General features: G+C 63.9%; 15 protein-coding genes. 10 read left to right on the forward strand and 5 right to left on the reverse strand.

Going from position 1 to position 19960, the window contains the following annotated elements; genetic code table 11:
• The first annotated feature begins 32 nt into the window (after nt 1–32).
• The 9 genes from urtA to JQ603_RS15015 all read left to right on the forward strand — a co-directional run bounded on the left by urtA (nt 33) and on the right by JQ603_RS15015 (nt 11262).
• Nucleotides 33–1292: an urea ABC transporter substrate-binding protein gene (urtA, locus tag JQ603_RS14975; RefSeq protein WP_212340541.1), complete on the forward strand. Its 1260-nt coding sequence runs from the start codon at nt 33–35 to the stop codon at nt 1290–1292.
• 130 nt (nt 1293–1422) lie between these two features.
• Nucleotides 1423–2349: an urea ABC transporter permease subunit UrtB gene (gene urtB, locus JQ603_RS14980; RefSeq protein WP_018644389.1), complete on the forward strand. Its 927-nt coding sequence runs from the start codon at nt 1423–1425 to the stop codon at nt 2347–2349.
• Between the two features lie 17 nt (nt 2350–2366).
• Nucleotides 2367–3509 (forward strand): urea ABC transporter permease subunit UrtC, encoded by a 1143-nt coding sequence (gene urtC / locus JQ603_RS14985; RefSeq protein ID WP_212340543.1) that lies wholly within the window; start codon nt 2367–2369, stop codon nt 3507–3509.
• Between the two features lie 118 nt (nt 3510–3627).
• The gene (urtD, locus tag JQ603_RS14990) at nt 3628–4383 is read left to right on the forward strand and encodes an urea ABC transporter ATP-binding protein UrtD (protein WP_100235890.1); all 756 of its coding nucleotides are present in this window, start codon (nt 3628–3630) and stop codon (nt 4381–4383) included.
• A 10-nt stretch (nt 4384–4393) separates the two neighbouring features.
• A complete protein-coding gene (urtE, locus tag JQ603_RS14995; protein ID WP_212340545.1) occupies nt 4394–5083 on the forward strand; it encodes an urea ABC transporter ATP-binding subunit UrtE in 690 nt (229 codons plus the stop codon).
• Between the two features lie 28 nt (nt 5084–5111).
• Nucleotides 5112–6341, forward strand: a complete 1230-nt coding sequence (fmdA, locus tag JQ603_RS15000) for a formamidase (RefSeq protein ID WP_018644393.1) — start codon at nt 5112–5114, stop codon at nt 6339–6341.
• Between the two features lie 96 nt (nt 6342–6437).
• Nucleotides 6438–6815, forward strand: coding sequence for an FmdB family zinc ribbon protein (locus JQ603_RS15005; protein ID WP_212340547.1), 378 nt, complete (start codon nt 6438–6440; stop codon nt 6813–6815).
• Between the two features lie 63 nt (nt 6816–6878).
• Nucleotides 6879–7919: an aliphatic amidase gene (locus JQ603_RS15010; RefSeq protein ID WP_212340548.1), complete on the forward strand. Its 1041-nt coding sequence runs from the start codon at nt 6879–6881 to the stop codon at nt 7917–7919.
• Between the two features lie 211 nt (nt 7920–8130).
• Nucleotides 8131–11262: an autotransporter outer membrane beta-barrel domain-containing protein gene (locus JQ603_RS15015; RefSeq protein WP_212340550.1), complete on the forward strand. Its 3132-nt coding sequence runs from the start codon at nt 8131–8133 to the stop codon at nt 11260–11262.
• A 196-nt stretch (nt 11263–11458) separates the two neighbouring features.
• Here the strand turns inward: JQ603_RS15015 and JQ603_RS15020 are convergent, their stop codons facing one another.
• From JQ603_RS15020 to JQ603_RS15035, 4 genes are all read right to left on the reverse strand, one after another.
• Nucleotides 11459–12280 (reverse strand): MlaD family protein, encoded by an 822-nt coding sequence (locus JQ603_RS15020; protein WP_212340552.1) that lies wholly within the window; start codon nt 12278–12280, stop codon nt 11459–11461.
• Between the two features lie 153 nt (nt 12281–12433).
• Entirely contained in the window at nt 12434–14650 is a 2217-nt protein-coding gene (locus tag JQ603_RS15025; RefSeq protein ID WP_212340554.1) for an acetate--CoA ligase family protein, read from the reverse strand.
• 140 nt (nt 14651–14790) lie between these two features.
• Nucleotides 14791–15360 carry a class GN sortase gene (locus JQ603_RS15030; RefSeq protein ID WP_212340558.1) on the reverse strand — a complete coding sequence of 190 codons (570 nt, stop codon included), beginning with the start codon at nt 15358–15360 and terminating at the stop codon, nt 14791–14793.
• A 93-nt stretch (nt 15361–15453) separates the two neighbouring features.
• On the reverse strand, nt 15454–17718 hold the full coding sequence (locus tag JQ603_RS15035) for a marine proteobacterial sortase target protein (RefSeq protein ID WP_212340559.1): 2265 nt from the start codon (nt 17716–17718) through the stop codon (nt 15454–15456).
• 186 nt (nt 17719–17904) lie between these two features.
• Between JQ603_RS15035 and JQ603_RS15040 the strand changes: the two genes are divergently transcribed.
• The gene (locus JQ603_RS15040; RefSeq protein WP_212340561.1) at nt 17905–18666 is read left to right on the forward strand and encodes a helix-turn-helix transcriptional regulator; all 762 of its coding nucleotides are present in this window, start codon (nt 17905–17907) and stop codon (nt 18664–18666) included.
• Nucleotides 18667–18729: 63 nt separating this feature from the next.
• Here the strand turns inward: JQ603_RS15040 and JQ603_RS15045 are convergent, their stop codons facing one another.
• Nucleotides 18730–19953 carry an ABC transporter substrate-binding protein gene (locus JQ603_RS15045; RefSeq protein WP_212340562.1) on the reverse strand — a complete coding sequence of 408 codons (1224 nt, stop codon included), beginning with the start codon at nt 19951–19953 and terminating at the stop codon, nt 18730–18732.
• Nucleotides 19954–19960: the final 7 nt, after the last annotated feature.

Consider the following 19960-nt stretch of genomic DNA (forward strand, 5'->3'; position numbering starts at 1 on the left):
TCGCGTGTCCTCGAACAAAAAGTGGGGTGCTCATGTCAGACGAAGCAAACAAGGGCCTGTTGTCGCCACTCCGGCGTAAACTATTGATGGGAATGGCGGCCGTGCCCGCCATCACGATGCTGCCGAAGGCGTCTTTCGCGCAGGCCCCGGCGACCTCGGCGGTCAACACCACGGGTCTCGCCGTCACCGACACAGAGGTCACGGTCGGCATCCTGCATTCGGCCACCGGCACCATGGCCATCTCCGAGACCGGCTCGATCGAGGCCGAGAAGCTCGCCATCGAGCAGATCAACGCCATGGGCGGCGTGCTCGGGCGCAAGATCAAGTTCATCCAGGAAGACGGCGCCAGCGACTGGCCGACCTTCGCCGAGAAGGCCAAGAAGCTGCTGGTCAACGACAAGGTCGCGGCGATCATGGGCTGCTGGACCTCGGCCTCGCGCAAGGCGGTGCTGCCGGTCATGGAGCAGTACAACGGCATGCTCTACTACCCGACCTTCTATGAAGGCCTCGAGCAGTCCAAGAACGTCATCTACACCGGCCAGGAGGCGACCCAGCAGATCCTCGCCGGCCTGAACTGGATCGCCAAGGAGAAGGGCGCCAAGACCTTCTTCTTCATCGGCTCCGACTACATCTGGCCGCGCACCTCCAACAAGATCGCGCGCAAGCATGTCGAGAACGTGCTGAAGGGCAAGGTCGTCGGCGAGGAGTACTATGCGCTCGGCTCGACCCAGTTCAACTCGGTCATCAACAAGATCAAGCTGACCAAGCCCGACGTGATCTTCACCGACGTCGTCGGCGGCTCCAACGTCGCCTTCTACAAGCAGCTCAAGGCCGCCGGCATCGACCTCGCCAAGCAGCCGCTGCTGACCATCTCGGTCACCGAGGACGAGATCGACGGCATCGGCGGTGAGAACATCGCGGGCGCCTATGCCTGCATGAAGTACTTCCAGTCGCTCGACAATGCCAACAACAAGACCTTCGTGCCCGCGTTCAAGAAGATGTGGGGCGAGAAGACTGTCATCGGCGACGTCACCCAGGCTGCCTATCTCGGCCCGTGGCTATGGAAGTTGACGGTCGAGAAGGCCGGCTCCTTCGACGTCGACAAGATCGCGGCGGCCTCGCCCGGCGTCGAGTTCAAGGGTGCGCCGGAAGGCTATGTGCGCATCCACGAGAACCATCACCTCTGGTCGAAGACCCGGGTGGGACGCGCCAAGCTCGATGGCCAGTTCGAGCTGATCTACGAGACCGCCGATCTCGTCGAGCCGGATCCGTTCCCGAAGGGCTACCAGTAAGCAGCGACATCACTCGCGCTTTCCTCAAGTTCAAGCCTCTCCCTGGCGTGGATCGCAAGTCCATGCCCAAGACCCCCGCGTCGCGACTCTGCATCGCGACGCGGGACCCTTTCCCCGACGGAGGACATCGATGTTCGGCGACTACTCGCTTGGTGACCTTGGCTCCATCTTCGTCATGCAGGGCTTTGCAGGACTGATCCTGTTCTCGGTCTACGTCCTGATGGCGCTCGGGCTTGCGATCATCTTCGGCCAGATGGGCGTCATCAACATGGCCCATGGCGAGTTCATGATCCTCGGGGCCTACGTCACCTGGATGACCTCCAATCTGTTCCAGACCTACATGCCGAGCCTGTTCGGCGGCTACTTCTTCCTCGCGATGATCCTGGCCTTCCTCGCCTCCGGCGCGCTGGGCATGCTGGTGGAATGGGTGCTGATACGGCATCTCTACAAGCGTCCGCTCGATACGCTGCTTGCGACCTGGGGCCTCAGCCTGATGCTGCAACAGGCCTATCGTTCCGTGTTCGGCGCGCGTGAGGTCGGCGTCGAGTTGCCGCAGTGGATGCTCGGCTCGCTGCACGTCACCGACAGCATCGAAGTGCCGATCAACGGCGTCTTCGTGATGTGCCTCACCGTCCTGATCACCGTCGGCGTCGCCTATGTGATGTACAAGTCGCGCTGGGGCCGCCAGGTGCGCGCCGTGGTGCAGAACCGCATCATGGCCGGTGCCGTCGGCATCAACACCGAAAAAGTCGATCGCTACACCTACGGTCTCGGCTGCGGCATCGCCGGCATCGCGGGCAGCGCCTTCACCATGATCGGCTCGACGGGGCCGACCTCTGGACAGCTCTACATCGTCGATACGTTCCTGGTGGTCGTGTTCGGTGGCGCCGCGAGCCTGCTCGGCACCATCGCCTCGGCGTTCTCGATCTCGCAGACGCAATCCACCCTCGAGTTCTTCATGTCGGGCTCGATGGCCAAGGTGCTGACGCTGCTCGCCGTGGTCGGAATCCTGATGCTGCGGCCGCAGGGGCTGTTCGCCCTCAAGGTCCGCAAGTGAGAAATGGGGCTGATGTTATGACCGACAATCGGTTCTTCAATCGATCGGAGCTGATCGGAATTCTGGTGCTCGCGGTCTTCCTCGTGGTGGTTCTGCCACTCACGCTGGATGTGTTCAGGCTCAACCTCGTCGCAAAATATCTGACCTATGCGTTCGTCGCGCTGGGACTGGTAATCTGCTGGGGTTATGGCGGCATCCTCAGCCTCGGGCAGGGCGTGTTCTTCGGGCTCGGCGGCTACTGCATGGCGATGTTTCTCAAGCTCGAGGCATCGAGCGTGGAGAACACCAAGATCCAGTCCACCCCCGGCATCCCCGACTTCATGGACTGGAATCAGATCACGGCGCTGCCGTTCTTCTGGAAGCCGTTCAACAGCCTCACCTTCACCATCGCCGCCATCATCCTCGTCCCCGGCATCTTCGCCTGGATCATCGGCACAGCGATGTTCAAGCGCCGCGTCGGAGGCACCTATTTCGCCATCATCACCCAGGCGGTCGCGGCCATCCTGACGATCCTGATCGTGGGCCAGCAGGGCTACACCGGCGGCATCAACGGCATGACTGACCTGCGCACGCTGAAGGGATGGGACATAAGGCCCGACCACGCCAAGATCGTGCTCTACTTCTTCGAGGTCGGCTGCCTGTTCGTCTGCATCATGATCGCGCAGTTCGTCCGGCACTCCAAGCTCGGGCGCATCCTGGTCGCGATGCGGGAGAAGGAGGACCGGGTCCGCTTCTCCGGCTACAGCGTCGCGAACTTCAAGATCTTCGCCTTCTGCATCGCCGCAATGTTCGCCGCGATCGGCGGCGCCATGTTCGCGCTCAATGTCGGCTTCATGTCGCCGTCCTTCGTCGGCATCGTGCCGTCGATCGAGATGGTGATCTACACCGCGGTCGGCGGCCGGCTGTCGATCCTGGGTGCGATCTACGGCACGCTGCTGGTCAATTTCGCCAAGACCAGCCTGTCGGAAACCTTTCCCGAATTGTGGCTGTTCGGCCTCGGCGGCCTGTTCATCGCCGTGGTGCTGGCCTTCCCGAACGGCCTTGCCGGGATCTGGGGCGACTACGTGCAGCCGCGCATCGATCGCCTGATCACGTCGCGCAAGTCCAAACCCGACGGCTGGACGGACAGCTCGGTCGCCGACGGCGCCCCGGCGGAGTGAGGAGGTCATCATGCTCGTAGGTCACCACGATGCCGATGCCACGCTGGTAGTGAGGAGATAGGTCATGCTCGTCGGTCATCACGATGCCGATGCCGCGCTGGCAAAGAGGAGATAGATCATGCTCGTCGGTCATCAGCCCAAGGAATTCCTGCTCGCCGTCGAAGCGCTGACTGTGTCGTTCGACGGGTTCAAGGCGGTCAACGATCTCTCCTTCTACGTCGACGAGAACGAGATCCGCGTCATCATCGGCCCCAACGGCGCCGGCAAGACCACGGTGCTCGACCTGATCTGCGGCAAGACCAAAGCGACGTCAGGCTCGATTCAGTTCCGCGGCAAGGAGCTGACGCGGATGAGAGAGAACGAGATCGTCAAGACCGGGGTGGGGCGCAAGTTCCAGAACCCGTCCATCTACGACGATCTCACCGTGTTCGAGAATCTCGAGATCTCGTATCCGCGCGGCCGCTCCGTGTTCGGCGCGCTGACCTTCACCCGCGATGCCGCCGTGCGCGACCGCGTGCACGAGGTCGCCGAAATGATCTTCCTGAAGGATCGGCTCAACATGAATGCCGACCTGCTCAGCCATGGGCAGAAGCAATGGCTCGAGATCGGCATGCTGCTGATCCAGGATCCGGATCTGCTGATGCTGGACGAGCCCGTCGCCGGCATGAGCGTGTCCGAGCGCGCCAAGACCGCCGAGCTGCTCAACCGCATCATCAAGAACCGCTCGGTGCTGGTGATCGAACACGACATGAAGTTCGTCGAAGACATCGCGCACAAGGTCACCGTGCTCCACCAGGGCCAGATCCTCTCCGAGGGCACCATGGAAAAGGTGAAGAACGACCCCAAGGTCGTTGAAGTTTATCTGGGTCATTGAGGAGCGTGTGATGCTGGCAATTTCAGACCTCCACGTCGCCTACGGCCAGAGCGAGGTGCTGCACGGGCTCAATGTCAAGGTCGCGCCGAACGAGATCGTCGCGATCATGGGCCGCAACGGCATGGGCAAGACCACGTTGATGAAGTCGTTGATGGGAATCCTGCCGACCAAGAGCGGCTCGGTGACCATGGACGGCACCGAGCTCGGCTCCTTGCCGAGCTATGAGCGTGTCGCCAAGGGCCTCGCCTATGTGCCGCAGGGGCGCATGATCTTCTCGACCATGACGGTGAAGGAGAACATCGAGACCGGTCTCGTCGTCTCCGGCGGATCCGAGGTGCCTGAAGATATCTACGAATTGTTTCCGGTGCTGCTGGAGATGAAGGGCCGCCGCGGCGGCAATCTCTCAGGCGGTCAGCAGCAGCAGCTCGCGATCGCCCGCGCACTCGCGACCAAGCCGAAGGTGCTGCTGCTGGACGAGCCGACCGAAGGCATCCAGCCGTCGATCATCAAGGAGATGGCGCGCACCTTGAAGCGCATCCGCGACGAGAAGGGGCTCTCGATCGTCGTGTCCGAGCAGGTCTTGAGCTTCGCGCTCGATATCGCCGACCGGGTGCTGGTGATCGAGAACGGCGAGATCGTGCGCGACGATCCGCGCGATGCCGTCGATGCCGCGCAGGTCTCGAAATATCTGTCCGTCTAACCAACCGTAGTAAAAGGGGAGCATCTCGATGCCAGAGACACTGATCAAGGTCGATCTCACCAAGTCGGCTTACGAAAATGACATGGTGCACAACCGCTGGCACCCCGACATCCCGATCGTGGCCTGGGTCAATCCCGGCGACGATTTCATCATCGAGACCTACGACTGGACCGGCGGATTCATCAAGAACAACGATTCCGCCGACGATGTGCGCGACATCGACCTGTCGATCGTGCACTTCCTGTCCGGCCCGATCGGCGTCAAGGGCGCCGAGCCCGGCGATCTCCTGGTCGTCGACCTGCTCGACGTCGGCCCGCTCAAGGAGAGCCTGTGGGGCTTCAACGGCTTCTTCTCCAAGCAGAATGGCGGCGGCTTCCTCACCGATCATTTCCCGTTGGCGCAGAAGTCGATCTGGGACATCAAGGGTCTCTATACCTCGTCGCGCCACGTGCCCGGCGTCAACTTTGCCGGCCTCATTCATCCCGGCCTGATCGGCTGTCTGCCCGATCCGAAGATGCTGGAGACCTGGAACAAGCGCGAGGCCGAGCTGATCTCGACCAACCCGACCCGCGTGCCCGGCCTTGCCAATCCGCCATTCGCACCGACCGCCCATGGCGGTCGCGCCAAGGGTGATGCCAAGGCCAAGATCGGCGCGGAAGGCGCGCGCACCGTGCCGCCGCGCGAGCACGGCGGCAATTGCGACATCAAGGATCTCTCGCGCGGCTCGAAGATCTACTTCCCGGTCTATGTGCCCGGTGCCGGTCTCTCGATGGGCGACCTGCACTTCAGCCAGGGCGATGGCGAGATCACCTTCTGCGGCGCGATCGAGATGGCCGGCTGGCTCCATCTCAAGGTCGAGGTGATCAAGGACGGCATGTCGAAATACGGCATCAAGAACCCGATCTTCAAGCCGTCGCCGATCACGCCGAACTACAAGGACTATCTGATCTTCGAAGGCATCTCGGTGGATGAAGCCGGCAAGCAGCATTACCTCGACGTCCACATCGCCTATCGCCAGGCTTGCCTCAACGCCATCGAGTATCTGAAGAAGTTCGGCTACTCCGGCGCCCAGGCCTATTCGATCCTCGGCACCGCGCCGTGCCAGGGCCACATCTCCGGCGTGGTCGACGTGCCCAACGCCTGCGCCACGCTATGGCTGCCGACCGAGATCTTCGACTTCGACGTGATGCCGTCGGCGGCAGGACCCATCAAGCACATCACCGGCGATATCCAGATGCCGATCTCGCCGGACAAATGATCCCTGCGCGACGGGATGCGGGACGGCCGGCGTTCTTGGCCGCCCCGCGTCCGCCGCCAGGTGTGTTGAACAGGCAAAATGCGTGGGGATGATGCGATGCCGGTCTATGAATATCTCTGTGACGACTGCGGTCCCTTCAAGGACCTCCGCCCGATGGCGGAATGCGACGATCCGCAAAACTGTCCGCATTGCGAGACGATGGCGCCGCGGGTGATCCTGACCGCGCCGAATTTCTTCTGCATGCCGGCGGACAAGCGCAAGGCGCACGCCGTCAACGAGCGCAGCACGCACGCGCCGCAGACGCTGGCGCAGTACAAGGCCTCGCATGGCCCCGGTTGCGGCTGCTGCTCCTCGGGCAAGACCGTGAAGGACAAGAGCGCGCCCGACAAGAAGAAGCCGGCACGGCTGATGACGCAGAGCAAGAGCGGCGCCAAGGGCTTTCCGACGGCGCGGCCCTGGATGATCAGCCACTGACCCCACGCAACCGCCTGATCGGCGGCGACCCAGAACAACAAGTCAAGTACAGGAGCGCTCAAAATGCTTCACGGCGATATCTCCAGCAGCAACGACACGGTCGGCGTCGCGGTGGTCAACTACAAGATGCCCCGCCTGCACACCAAGGCCGAGGTGCTCGACAACGCCCGCAAGATCGCCGACATGATCGTCGGCATGAAGGTCGGCCTGCCCGGCATGGACCTCGTGATCTTCCCGGAATATTCCACGCAAGGGATCATGTACGATTCCAAGGAGATGTACGAGACGGCCTCGGTGGTGCCGGGCGAGGAAACCGCGATCTTCGCCGAGGCCTGCCGCAAGGCGAAAGTGTGGGGCGTGTTCTCGCTCACCGGCGAGCGCCACGAGGAGCATCCGCACAAGGCGCCCTACAACACACTGATCCTGATGAACGACAAGGGCGAGATCGTGCAGAAGTACCGCAAGATCATGCCGTGGGTGCCGATCGAAGGCTGGTATCCCGGCAATTGCACCTATGTCTCCGACGGCCCGAAGGGCCTCAAGGTCAGCCTGATCATTTGCGACGACGGCAATTATCCGGAGATCTGGCGCGACTGCGCCATGAAGGGCGCCGAGCTGATCGTGCGCTGCCAGGGCTACATGTATCCCGCCAAGGAGCAGCAGGTCATGATTTCCAAGGCCATGGCGTGGGCCAACAACGTCTATGTCGCGGTCGCCAATGCCGCCGGCTTCGACGGCGTCTACTCGTACTTCGGCCACTCCGCGATCATCGGCTTCGACGGCCGCACCCTCGGCGAGTGCGGCGAAGAGGACTACGGCATCCAGTACGCGCAGCTGTCGAAACATCTGATCCGCGATGCGCGCCGCAACGGCCAGTCGCAGAACCATCTCTACAAGCTGGTCCATCGCGGCTACACCGGCATGATCAATTCCGGCGACAGCCCGCGCGGCGTCGCGGCTTGCCCGTATGACTTCTACAAGAACTGGATCAGGGATCCCGAAGGCACGCGCGACATGGTGGAGGCGATGACCCGCTCGACGCCGGGCACCGACGAGTGCCCGATCGAGGGCATCCCCAATGAGGCGGCGGCCAGCAATTACTGAACCGTCTCGGATGTCGCAGGGCGACAGGCGCGACCCGGTCATGCGCGGAATGAGACGATTGGCCGCGCAAAACCGTTGCGCGGTTGCAACATGACGCTCGGATTCTGCTTCGGTTGTGGTCCAAACGGACCCATTCCGGCGCCGCCGTAGTTCTACGGAGCCTCGTCATGGCCTAAGTTCCCGGCGGAATTGCTGGGAATGGGGGTGTGGCGTGCAAGGCGAGGGGCCAGGGAGGCGGCAGGATTGGCTGCGCCGATCCGTCACTGCGTCGCTCGCCGGCGTATCGGCGGTCTTCGTCGGCCTCAGCCTTTGCACGACGCCCGCCAACGCGCTCTGCGCGCCCGATCCCGCCACCAGCGGCCAGACCGTCACCTGTAGCGGCACGGATGCCGACGGCTTTCAGGCCGGTGCCGGCGTCGACAGCCTCAATGTCAACGTGCTGTCCGGCGCGACCGTGAACGACAACGGCACGCTCTCGATTGGCGTCAACGATTCCAGCACGGTCACCAACAACGGGACCGTGTCGGCGGGCTCCGGCCTCACCGGCATTGCCGTTGGAAATTCCAACACCGTGATCAATAACAGCACCATCACGGTGCTCGACAACGGCCTCGGCATCCAGGCGATCGATCACAATGTCATCACCAATGCCGGAACGATCACCACCGGCGACAGTGGCGCTGCGATTTCGGTTGGCGACAACAACGTGGTCACCAACAGCGGTGCGCTGTCGATCGGTGCGTCGGGCGTAGGTGTCTTCGCCGGCCAGAACAACACCATTACGAATACCGCGACGGGCACGATCACCGGCGTCGACGATTCGACCGGAATCTTTGCGTTCGGCAGCGTGACCGTGACCAATGCCGGCGCGATCACGGTCGGCGCTTCCAGCGGCTTCACCGGCGGCATTCTGGCGATCAGCAACAACAACACGGTCACCAACACCGCCACCGGCAGGATCACGGTCGGGCAGAACGCCGCCGGCATCTTCATGCAAGGCGATTTCCAGACCGCCAGCAATTTCGGCTCGATCACGGCCGGCGATTTGGGCGTCGGTATTGCCGTGTTGGGCGATGACTCGAAGGTCACCAATGGCGGCACGATCGCGGTGGGGGACAACGGAACGGCCGGCATTTCGATCCAGGGGGACAGAGCCACGATCAGCCAAAGCGGTACGATCACCGTCGGCCAGGCCGGCTGGGGCATCCTCTATAACGGCTCGTCCTCCACGATCACAAACAGCGGGCGGATCACGGGCGGCGATTCGACCGAAGGCATCTTCGCGGTCGGTGACTCCAACACCATCACCAATAGCGGCACGATTACCGTCGGCGCGTTCGGCGTCGGTATCGACGTCAGCTCTTTCAGCACGACCAACCAGATCGTCAACACCGGCACCATCACAGTCGGCGCCAACGGCACTGCCATCATGTTGAGCGGCGGGGGCAGCGTCTTCAACTCCGGCACCATCGACGCCGGCGCGTCGGGGGCTGTTGCGATCGATTTCTGCGGCTGCGGCAACAATACGCTCACGCTCGGCCCCGGCAGCGTCATCAACGGCCAGGTGCTGGCATCCGGAACTGACACGTTCCAACTCGGCGGCACCGGCAAGGATACATTCAATCTCGACCTGATCGGCACTGGCCTGCAGTACGACGGCTTCTCGACCTTCAACAAGGTCGACAGCTCGACCTGGACGGTGACCGGCACCGGCAATCAGGACTGGAATGTGCTCGGCGGCACGCTTCTGCTTGCCGGCACCATCAACGGCACCGTGACCGTCGCGAGCGGCGGCACGTTCGGCGGCGTCGGCACGGTCGGCACCACCACCGTCAACGGCGGCACGCTGGCGCCGGGCAATCCGACCGGCACGCTCACCGTGTCCGGCGACCTCTCGTTCACGTCGGCGTCGAGCTACATGGTGCAGGTCTCGGGTGCCAGCAACGGCCTTGCCGTCGTGACGGGAACGGCAACGCTCGGCGGCGCCACCGTCGTCGTCGTCCCGACCGGCTCGATCGCGAAGCACTACACGATCCTGAATGCGACAACGCTCCCCGATTCCTTCAATCCGGTCGTCGCCGGGCTCTCGTCAAACCTGAAGGCTGTGCTGAGCTACGACCCGCACAACGTCTTCCTCGATCTTTCGCTGAGCTACGGCACTGGCCTCAACGTCAACCAGCAGAACGTCGCCAACGCGCTGACGAATTATTTTGACAGCACCGGCAGCCTTCCGGTGGCGCTCGCCAACCTCTCGCCGGCCGGCCTCACACAGGCTTCCGGCGAATCGGGCACGGGATCGCAGCAGACGACCTTCAACGCGATGAACCAGTTCATCAATCTGCTGACCGACGTGTTTGGCTCGGGGCGCAGCGGTGCGCCTGATGCGACACCGTTTGCCGACGAGGCGAGCGCTTATGCGGCGGCCTCCAAAGGCACGCGTGACAAGAGCGGGCGCGACGCCTTCGCCTCGATTTACCGCAAGGCGCCGCCTGCGACATTCGAGCAGCGCTGGGACGTGTGGGCCGCCGGCTATGGCGGCTCGCAGACCACCGACGGCAACACTGCCAACGGCTCGAACAATACCAGCAGCAGCATCTACGGCACGGCCGTCGGCCTCGACTACCGCTTCTCGCCGTCGACGATCGCCGGTTTCGCGCTGGCCGGCGGGGGCACCGGCTTCAACGTCAACGGGCTCGGCTGGGGCCGCTCCGACCTGTTCCAGGCCGGCGCCTTCGTGCGGCACACGGCGGGACCAGCCTATATCACCGCAGCGCTTGCCTATGGCTGGCAGGACGTCACGACGAACCGCATCGTCACCATTGCCGGCACCGATCAATTGCGGGCGCAGTTCAATGCCAATGCCGTCTCAGCCCGCGTCGAGGGTGGTTACCGCTACGCCACGCAGTGGATTGGCCTCACGCCCTACGCTGCGGCCCAGGCCACCCTGTTCAGCCTGCCGAACTATTCGGAGTTCGCGGTGGTCGGCAACAACACCTTTGCGCTCAATTACGCCGCCAAGGACGTCACCAGCACCCGCACCGAGCTCGGCCTGCGTGCGGACAAGTCGTTTGCGGCGGCCGGCGGCTTGATGACCCTGCGCGGCCGGCTCGCCTGGGCGCATGACTTCAATCCGGACCGTAGCGTCGGTGCGGTGTTCCAGACGCTGCCGGGCGCGGCCTTCGTCGTGAACGGCGCCGCGCAGGCGCGCGATTCCGCGCTGACCACGGCGTCGGTGCAGATGAACTGGATGAACGGCTGGTCCGCCTCGGCAACCTTCGAAGGCGAGTTCTCGAACGTCACGCGATCCTATGCCGGCAAGGGCGTCGTCCGCTACGCGTGGTAGGGACGCGTCGCTATATCTGCCGGGACTGCCACCCTCCCCTGGAGGGGGAGGGTCGATCGCGCGAAGCGCGAGCGGGGTGGGGTGATCTCTCCACTCGGGCACTGTCGGACGGGGAGAGACCGTCACCCCACCCCGTCTCACATTCCGCTGCGCTTCATGTGAGCCGACCCTCCCCCTCCAGGGGAGGGTCAGAAAGCTACCGCTTCTTCTGGTCGGGCTGGCGCGGTGGTCGCGGCGGCAGGGGCGTGCCGGCCATCTTGTTGGCGGTCTCGCTGACGTCGAGCAGCGAGCGGCGAATGTCCTCGATGTAGCTCGCCGACTTCTTCCTCATCATGTCCGCGAGCTCGTGCAGGCCCTGCACCTTCTCGAACAGCTCGTCGGCCTTGCCGTCGACGAAGCCGGGCACCACGCCCTCGATCTTGGTGACCGCCTTGTCGAATCCCGCAAAGGCGCTGTCGACCTTGGCCATCACCGAATCGATCTCGCCGCCCTTGCTTCTGAGATCGGCGGTGTTGGTCTCGAATGTGCGGAGCCCCTCCTTGATCCCAGGGGCGTTGCTCACGATGGTGCGATCGACGCTGTGCAGTGTGTCGACGATGGATTCGGCGTCGCTGAGGTCGGCGGTCAGCACGGGGATGCCGTCCGTATCCAGCGGCACCGGCGGCGCGGAGGGCGCGCCTCCGATCAGCGAGATCGCGGCAACGCCGGTGAGCCCCTGGAACTCGATGCCCGCGACGGTGTCCTTGCGGATCGGTGCGGCGTTGTCGAGCATCACCAGCGCCACGATCCTGCGCGGACTGTCCAGCTTGATCGACAGGATCTGGCCGGCGGGCACACCGTCGAAATTGACCGGGCCGCCGCGGCGCAGGCCGCTGGCGGAACCGCCCTCGAACACCACGCGCAACTGGCTGCGGCTCTGGATGGTGCGCCATTTCTGCACGCCGAGCAGGCCGCCGAACGCCACGGCGATCGCCGCCAGCGTCGCCGTTCCGATCACAAGATTGCTCGCGCGTGCCATGAGGCTGAGTCTACGGCCAAAGCGGGGAAGTTGGAAGAAGGCCGCGATGGTACGTAGGGCGGGTTAGCGAAGCGTAACCCGCCGTTTCTGTTCGCCCGCCACGTGAATTGGTGGATTACGCTGCGCTAATCCACCCTACGGTCCTACGCGACATCAATGTCCCGCCGCACGCTTTGCCGCAGCGTTGTTCAGCACAATCAGGGCATCGACGGCGACACCGGTCTTGGCGTTGATCAGGAACGGGTTGATATCGATCGAGGCGATCCGGTCGCCGGCATCCGCGACGAGATTGGACAGGCCGACCAGCGCCTTCACCGCGGAGGTCTCGTGCAGGGCCGGCTTGCCACGATAGCCGCGCATCTTGATGCCGGCCTTGGTGCGGCCGATCAGGAGCCGCGCCTCGGCCTCGTCCAGCGGCGCGCCGGCGAGCGCGACGTCCTTCATCAGCTCGATGTCGATGCCGCCGGTGCCGAACAGCACGACCGGACCCATCTCCGCGTCGAGCGAGGCGCCGACGACGAGCTCGAGATCGGCCTTGACCTGCTGCGCGATCAGGATGCCGTCGAGCTTCGGCTTGCCTCTGAGCTTCGCGACCCGCGCGGTGATGTCGGTGAACGCCTTCTTCACGTCGGCCGCGCTGTTGAGGTTCAGCACCACGCCGCCGATGTCGGACTTGTGCAGGATCTCGGCACTGACGACTTTTGCCACGACCGGAAAACCGATCTGCTTCGCGATCTTCACCGCCTCCGCCGCCGTCTGTGCGATCGCCTCCTTCGAGATCGGGATGCCATAGGCCTTCAGCAGCTTCTTCGAGGCGACCTCGTCGAGCGCGGCACCATTCGCGGACTTCAGTGCCTTTTCCAGCACGGCACGTGCGGTGGACTTCGAGCTCGAGGCGATGTCGGGCACTTCCTTGCGCAGCTTAGCATAGGCGAGCAGCGACTTGATTGCGGTTACCGCGCGGTCCATGCCCTGCATGACCGCGAGATGGGATAACGATTTGCGCAGGCCCTTGGTGAATTCCGTGAAGCCGATCGACATCGCACTGATATAGATCACGGGCTTTGAAGCCTTACTCGCCATCTCGTTGACGATGCGCAGATTGCGCTCGCGCAGCTCGTGCGGTGCCTTCGGCAGCTCGGCATCGATGATGACGATGTCGATGTCGGGGTCGTCGATCATCAGCTTGATCGACTTCATGTAGACGGACGGGTCGACCACTGCGGCAAAGCCGGCGTCGAGCGGGTTGCCGACGATCGAGCCGGGCCCGAGCATCTTCGCCAGCTCCGTACTGACATGCGGACTCAGCGACGCAAAATTCAGGCCCTCCTTGTAGAAAGCGTCGATCAGCATGCCGCGCTTGCCGCCGGACAGCGTCACGGCGGCGAGTCGGTCGCCCTTGGGCACGGCCGCATGGACGAAGCATTCGGTGGTCTCGATCAGCTCGTCGAGCCCGCCGACGCGGATCACCCCTTCGCGCGTGGCGATCGCGTCGAACGTCTCGATCGAGCCTGCGAGCGCACCGGTATGGGCCATCGCCGCGGCGCGGCCGCCCTCGGACGCGCCGAGCTTGAGCGCGATCACGGGCTTGCTGGCCGCACGCGCCGCCTTGCAGGCATCGCGGAACGCCTTGGTGTTGCGCACGCCTTCGAGGTAGACGACGATCACCTTGATGCTCGGATCCTCGGCGAAATAGCGCATCAAATCCGGCGTCTCGAGCCCGGCCTCGTTGCCGGTCGTCACCATGTAGCCGACCCCGACGCCGCGATCCTCCAGCGCCTGGCGGATCGCCATGACGATGGCGCCGGACTGCCCGGCGATCGCCACCGCGCCCTGTTCCATGGTGACGATGCGGTCGTCGATATTGGTGAAGAGCTTTTCACCCGCGCTCAAATTGCCGAGGCAGTTCGGCCCGGTGACGGCGAGGCCCGTCTCGCGCACCGCCGCCTGCAATTCGGCGGCGAGCCTCTGGCTCTCGTCATCCTGCAACTCGCTGAAGCCCGAGGTGACGATGGTGGCCGAGCGAGCGCCGGCGGCGGCCGCATCGCGGATCACCTGTACGGCGAAGCGTGCCGGCACCAGCACCAGGACGTGATCGGGCTTTTCCGGAAGGCTGGCGAAATCCTTGTAGCAAGTGACGCCCCAGATGCTCTCACGTTTGGCGTTGACCGGATAGAGCCCGCCCTCGAAACTGTATTTGACCAGATTGTTCCAGATGCGCTCGGCATAATTGCCTGGCTTGTCGGTCGCGCCCACCAGCACGATGTTGTGCGGGTGCAGCATGGCATGGATATTTTTGACGATGTCGCTGGCATCGGGCGCCGGAGACCATGGACGGAACGCGGACGTTGCAGACACATGGGCTTCCATGGCGTGACCTCACCTGTTGTTCTTATTTGGTGGCGCGTCACTCTGTTCTATGGCGAGTCCTTCGGAGTGGCAACCGTGTGGCTGGTATGCCGTGTGGTGGAATGAAGTGCGCATCGGTGCGTGTCATTCCGATCGGCGATCTATCTGTCGGCGCCAATCAACGTCGCATGCAGGATGTAGCGCTCGGGTCCGGGAGTGACGGCGTCGAAAGGCCAGCAGGTCGCGAGAACAAGCTCGAATCCCCCTGCCGTGGCGTCGATCCCCGATGCATCGAAACGAACCACGGCGGAGGAATCTGCGCGATAGCGAAAATGTTGGCCGTCGCTGCGCGTGACATCGATGACGTCACCCATGGCAACATTGCGCAGGAAGCGGAAATGGGTGTCGCGATGCGCGGCATAGACGGCAATCCCACGTTCGCCCGCATCGGCCGTGTGCTGGATATGGCCGGGTCCGAAAGCGAGCGCCTGTCCGCTCGCGCCTTCCAGCACGATGGCGCTGGCGCCGATCCGCTTCACCTCGATCCGCGCGACCGGCCAGGTGTCGGCCCACGTCCACGGCTTGACCGCCTGTCCCGTCGCAATGCTTCGGTCGAATGCGCGCTCCAGCAACACCTGCGCCAGCCATGCCTTGGCGTGGATGTAGGCACCGTCGCCGAACAGGATGAGGCCGACGAGTGCCAGAACCAGAGGAGAGATGAGGCGGGGCATTGTTTCCATGCTCTTGCAAAAAAGGCGCGCGCGGCCGTTTGTACGGGACGGGCAGCCGCGCGCGCTAACAGAGGAGTTCGGGGGGCTCCTCTCTCAAGCGGCGTCGGTGAGCAAGGGCCGACGCCGGTTGAACACGAACAGGATCAGGGCGAGCACGATCAGGATGAACCCTGCGATCATCTTCAGCTCGGCCGAGGTCGCAGTCTTGGGCAGGCGGATGGCGTCCGGCGCGGCAGGTGTCGGCCGCCGCGTCGCCGGCTGGTTGCGCGCATCGGCATGGCGCTCGCGCAACTGTGTCGGCGTCAGATGCGGCCGTTCGCCAAAGACCTTCTCGAAATCCCAGCCGGCCGGCAGATTGATCGGCAGGTCGGCGAGCTTGAGCGGTTCGCCCTCGGGCCGGCTCGGCGTCTTGTCGACGGCGACGAGGCTGGTGAGCCGCGTGACGAGCTGATGGTCGAGCGCCAGCGCCAGGATCGCCTTGTCGGACTCATCAGGCGTGATCTCGCGCAGGGTGCGCGCCACCTCGGCATCGCTGATCTTGCGCCTCGCCCAGAGCTTTGACAGGCCCTTGCCTTCGGCCGCGTTCTGCAGCGGCAGCGTCACCGACCACGGGCGGTCGCCGACGCGGCCCTTGATCTCGAGCGAACCGGCGAGCTTGTCGAGCCTCGCCGCCAGCACCAGCGGCTCGTCGCGATAGACGTCGGGAATGATTGCCGGCGTGACATCGGCCTTGGCGTCGGAGAATTTTGCGCTGAGGCCGGTCACGGCCGGGTTCTCCAGCTTGGCGAACAGGCCGCGCATGCGCTCCTCGACCTGCTCGACCGAGCCGATATGGGTGAAGGCGCCGCGGCCGAGCTCGGCGGCGCGGGTCATCAGATAGGTGTTGGGCGCAGAGCCGATGCCGACCATGAACACGCGCGAACGGCCGCGCATCGCGGTGATGGTCTCGAACAATTGCTGCTCATTGCCGATCGCGCCGTCGGTCAGGAACACGACCTGGCGAACCATGTTGCTGTCACTGACCTTGTCGGTGAGCGCCGCACGCATCGCCGGCACCATCTCGGTGCCGCCGCGCGCCTGCAACGCGCCGACGAAGGACGTCGCTTCGCCGACATGCGCCGCATCCGCCGGCACCGAGGCCGGGAACAACACATCCATGGTGTCGTCGAAACGGATCACGTTGAAGCGGTCATTCGGCTGCAGGCGGCCGAGGGCATAGAGCAGGCTGGCCTTGGCCTGGACGATGGAGGTGCCGCCCATCGAACCGGAATTGTCGATCACGAACACCACCTCGCGCGGCAGCGGCTTCTGCGTCGCCTGCTCGGCGCTCGGCGGGGTGACGAAGGCGAGCAGATAATCGGCATCGCCGACATGCTCGCGGAACAGACCGACCGACGGTGCCTTCTCGGCGGCCGGCTTCCAGGTCAGCTCGAAGTCGCGGTCCGCGGGGACAGCGCCATCGGCGAGCGTAATGATGCGCGTCGCATTATCAGGGCTTTCCGTCTTGACGTTATGGTGGTGGCTCCTGACCTCGCCGAGCGCAAAGCCGGCCTTCAGGCGCACCGTGATGCTGGTCGGATTGACCGGCGCGTTCCTGGCCGGGTCCAGCACGGGCGGGGAGATGCGATCGCGATCCGGCACCGGCTCCGACGTCGTCGCGCCCCAGCCGGAGCCGTCCTGGCGGAAGTCCACGCTCTGCACGATCGGGGCCGGATTGTAGCGCGGCGCGACTACCAGCGGCAGGCGCAACGAATATTCATTGCCGGATTGATGCACCGGCTCCTGATATTCGATCTGCACCAGCACGGTCTCGCCGGGGCCGATATTGGCGACCGAATTGGTGAAGATGTTGGGCCGCTCCTGCTCGGTCAACGCAGCCTTCTGGCCCGCGCTGCGCGCCTGCTCGTAGATCACGCGGGCCTGCTGCCGCTCCTTGATGTCGCCGACGATGACGCGGTCGCCGACCACCATCTTCAGCGTATCGACCGCGCCGTTGGTCGCGAGCGGATAGACATAGGTGGCCTCGACCCAGTCCTTGGTCGGATTGCGGAACACCTGGGTGACGCGGGCGCGCAGCGTCGGCCCTGACACCGTGATGTCGATGTCGGTGCCGAGGCGGATAGCCTCGGTGGTGGCGCCGTCCTCCTTCAGCAGCAGGCTGCCCGATCGCGCCTCGCCGGGCTGGAGCAGGCTGACCTGTTCGGTCGTCGCCGACCAGCCCGTCCCGAAGCTCACCAGCAGGGCCACGAAGGCGACCAGCATCACCGCGATGCTCTGTGCGAGAAGAAACAATCCGACCTTGATCAGCCGGCTCAACAGGGGGTGTTCGTCGCCCTCGGCTGTGTCGTAGGTGCTCATTTGGCCTGCTCCCGAAGCATGTTTGCTGGCCTTCAGCATTCGCCGGGAGGGTGTGATTTCGCGAGCAGAATGATCGGCAATGTTCCGCCGCCGCCAGCCGGACGAGCCCGCCGCCGGGGCGGCCATGTGCGGTTTTGTGCTGGTTTGTCCGCCCTGCTAGAATGGGATTCCAAGGCAGGGTTCACGATGCAGACGCAGGCCGACAAGCAGCTTTCGGACGAGCAGAGCCGCGAGATCGCGGAAACCATTCGCGAGGAGCTGGCCAGACGCCGGATTTCGCGGCAGGCGCTGGCCGAGCAGGCCAAGCTTAGTCTGTCGACGCTGGAGAAGGTTCTGGGCGGCCGACGGCCGTTCACACTGGCAACGACAGTCCGGCTGGAGCAGGCGCTCGGCGTGTCCCTGCGCAAGAGCGCCGCCGTGGCGACGCCTCCGGCCGCAAACGACGTCGCGCCCGACAACCTCGGCTCCTATGCGCATCGGGCGGTGACCTGGCTCGAGGACGTCTACATCACCTTGCGGCCGTCCTTCGGCGACAAGGACGCGATCTTCGCCTACCGCACCGAGATTGTCTGGGAGCCGAAGGTCTCCTCGCTGGTCTTCCGCGAGGGCGAGCGGACCGACACCGCCTATGAGCACACCGGTGAAGTCGCCGTTCCCCATCAGTCCGGCTTCATCTATCTCGTCATCATCAAGCACGGCCAGCATCGCGTGATCACGGTGTCGCGGCCGACCGTCGCCGGCGAGATGTACGGCATCATCTCGACGCTCCGCGCCGGCCCGGGCTCGCAGCTGACGCCGATCGCCGCGCCCATCGCCTATGTGCCGATCAGGAATATTCCGAAGCCGTCTTTGGGACGGGTTGCGCCCAGCGACGCCAATTATGAGCTGTACCGAAAGCACCTGCGCCGCACGGTGGAAGAGCCGTTTGCGCTGTTCCTGCCGGCATAGGTTCACTCGCGGATAAAGAGATGGCGGCCTCGCGGCCGCCATCTCCCATGCGCGGACCGAGAGCTAGCCGCTCGGCTCTGCGCTGATGATATCGCCGAACAGCTCCCACTGGCCCTTCTTGAACCGCCACATCTTGAGCTGTTCGATCGGCGCGAAGTCCGTGGCGGAGGTGTTGATCTTGATCCCCGGGATCAGCGTGTCGGGGACGAAGTCCTTCAGGCTGGCGGCCTGCTTCATGACGTTCTCGCGGGTCAGATTGTCGCCCGCCTGCTTCAGCACCTGAACCATCGTCTGGGCCGCCGCATAGGCGTAAACCAGATTGGCATCCGAGATGTTCGCGCCGGGCATGTACTTGTCGATGAAGGTCATGAACTTCTTCATGCCCTCGTCGTCTTTCCACTGCGGATCCGACGCATCCTTGAGATAACCGGCCGACAGCACGCCTTCGGATGCTTCGAGGCCGGCCGGCTTCATCACCGCGCCGATCGACACCGAGACGTCGGTCATCAGGTGCATCGGTTTCCATTCCAGCTCCGCGATCTTCTTGATCGCCTGCGCCGCGAATTTCGGCGTCGAGATGTTGACGAAGACGTCGGCGCCGGTGCCCTTGAGCTTGACGATATGGGCGTCGATCGACGGCTCCGACGTCTCGTAGCTTTCTTCGGCGACGATCAGCTTCGAGGCCTTGTCGCCGAACACGTCCTTGATGCCGGCAACGTAATCCTTGCCGAAATCATCGTTGGCATAGAAGATCGCAACCTTCGCGTCCGGCTTCTCCTTCAGGATGTATTTTGCGAAGATCTGTGCCTCGACCCGGTAGCTGGGCTGGAAGCCCATGGTCCATGGAAAATTCTTCGGGTCGTTCCACTTGCTGGCGCCGGTGGCGAGGAACAGCTGCGGCACCTTCTTGGTGTTGTGATATTTCTGCACGGCGGTCTGGGTCGGCGTGCCCAGCGCGTTGAACACCAGGAACACCTCGTCGCTCTCGATCAGCTTGCGGACCTGCTCCACGGTCTTCGGCGGCGAGTAGCCGTCGTCATAAGAGATCCAGTTGATCTTGCGGCCATTGATGCCACCCTGGTCGTTGATCATCTTGAAATAGGCTTCCTCGGTCTTGCCGATGATGCCGTAGGCGGAGGCAGGACCCGAATAAGCCTCGACATTGCCGATCTTGATCTCGGTGTCGGTGACGCCGGTGTCGTATTTCTTCTGCGCCTGGGCGCCCTGGACCGAGAGCAATGTCAGGGCGGCAGCCGCGGCGAGCAGGGAGAGTTTCTTGTTCTTCATGGAAATT

This window comes from Bradyrhizobium liaoningense (genome assembly GCF_018130825.1).
In the GTDB taxonomy this organism is placed as follows: Bacteria; Pseudomonadota; Alphaproteobacteria; order Rhizobiales; family Xanthobacteraceae; genus Bradyrhizobium; species Bradyrhizobium liaoningense_B.

Coding starts and splice junctions, on each gene's coding strand:
- urtA (WP_212340541.1), top strand. CDS start 33: ATGTCAGACGAAGCAAACAAGGGCCTGTTGTCGCCACTCCGGCGTAAA.
- urtB (WP_018644389.1), top strand. CDS start 1,423: ATGTTCGGCGACTACTCGCTTGGTGACCTTGGCTCCATCTTCGTCATG.
- urtC (WP_212340543.1), top strand. CDS start 2,367: ATGACCGACAATCGGTTCTTCAATCGATCGGAGCTGATCGGAATTCTG.
- urtD (WP_100235890.1), top strand. CDS start 3,628: ATGCTCGTCGGTCATCAGCCCAAGGAATTCCTGCTCGCCGTCGAAGCG.
- urtE (WP_212340545.1), top strand. CDS start 4,394: ATGCTGGCAATTTCAGACCTCCACGTCGCCTACGGCCAGAGCGAGGTG.
- fmdA (WP_018644393.1), top strand. CDS start 5,112: ATGCCAGAGACACTGATCAAGGTCGATCTCACCAAGTCGGCTTACGAA.
- JQ603_RS15005 (WP_212340547.1), top strand. CDS start 6,438: ATGCCGGTCTATGAATATCTCTGTGACGACTGCGGTCCCTTCAAGGAC.
- JQ603_RS15010 (WP_212340548.1), top strand. CDS start 6,879: ATGCTTCACGGCGATATCTCCAGCAGCAACGACACGGTCGGCGTCGCG.
- JQ603_RS15020 (WP_212340552.1), bottom strand. CDS start 12,280: ATGGCACGCGCGAGCAATCTTGTGATCGGAACGGCGACGCTGGCGGCG.
- JQ603_RS15025 (WP_212340554.1), bottom strand. CDS start 14,650: ATGGAAGCCCATGTGTCTGCAACGTCCGCGTTCCGTCCATGGTCTCCG.
- JQ603_RS15030 (WP_212340558.1), bottom strand. CDS start 15,360: ATGCCCCGCCTCATCTCTCCTCTGGTTCTGGCACTCGTCGGCCTCATC.
- JQ603_RS15035 (WP_212340559.1), bottom strand. CDS start 17,718: ATGAGCACCTACGACACAGCCGAGGGCGACGAACACCCCCTGTTGAGC.
- JQ603_RS15040 (WP_212340561.1), top strand. CDS start 17,905: ATGCAGACGCAGGCCGACAAGCAGCTTTCGGACGAGCAGAGCCGCGAG.
- JQ603_RS15045 (WP_212340562.1), bottom strand. CDS start 19,953: ATGAAGAACAAGAAACTCTCCCTGCTCGCCGCGGCTGCCGCCCTGACA.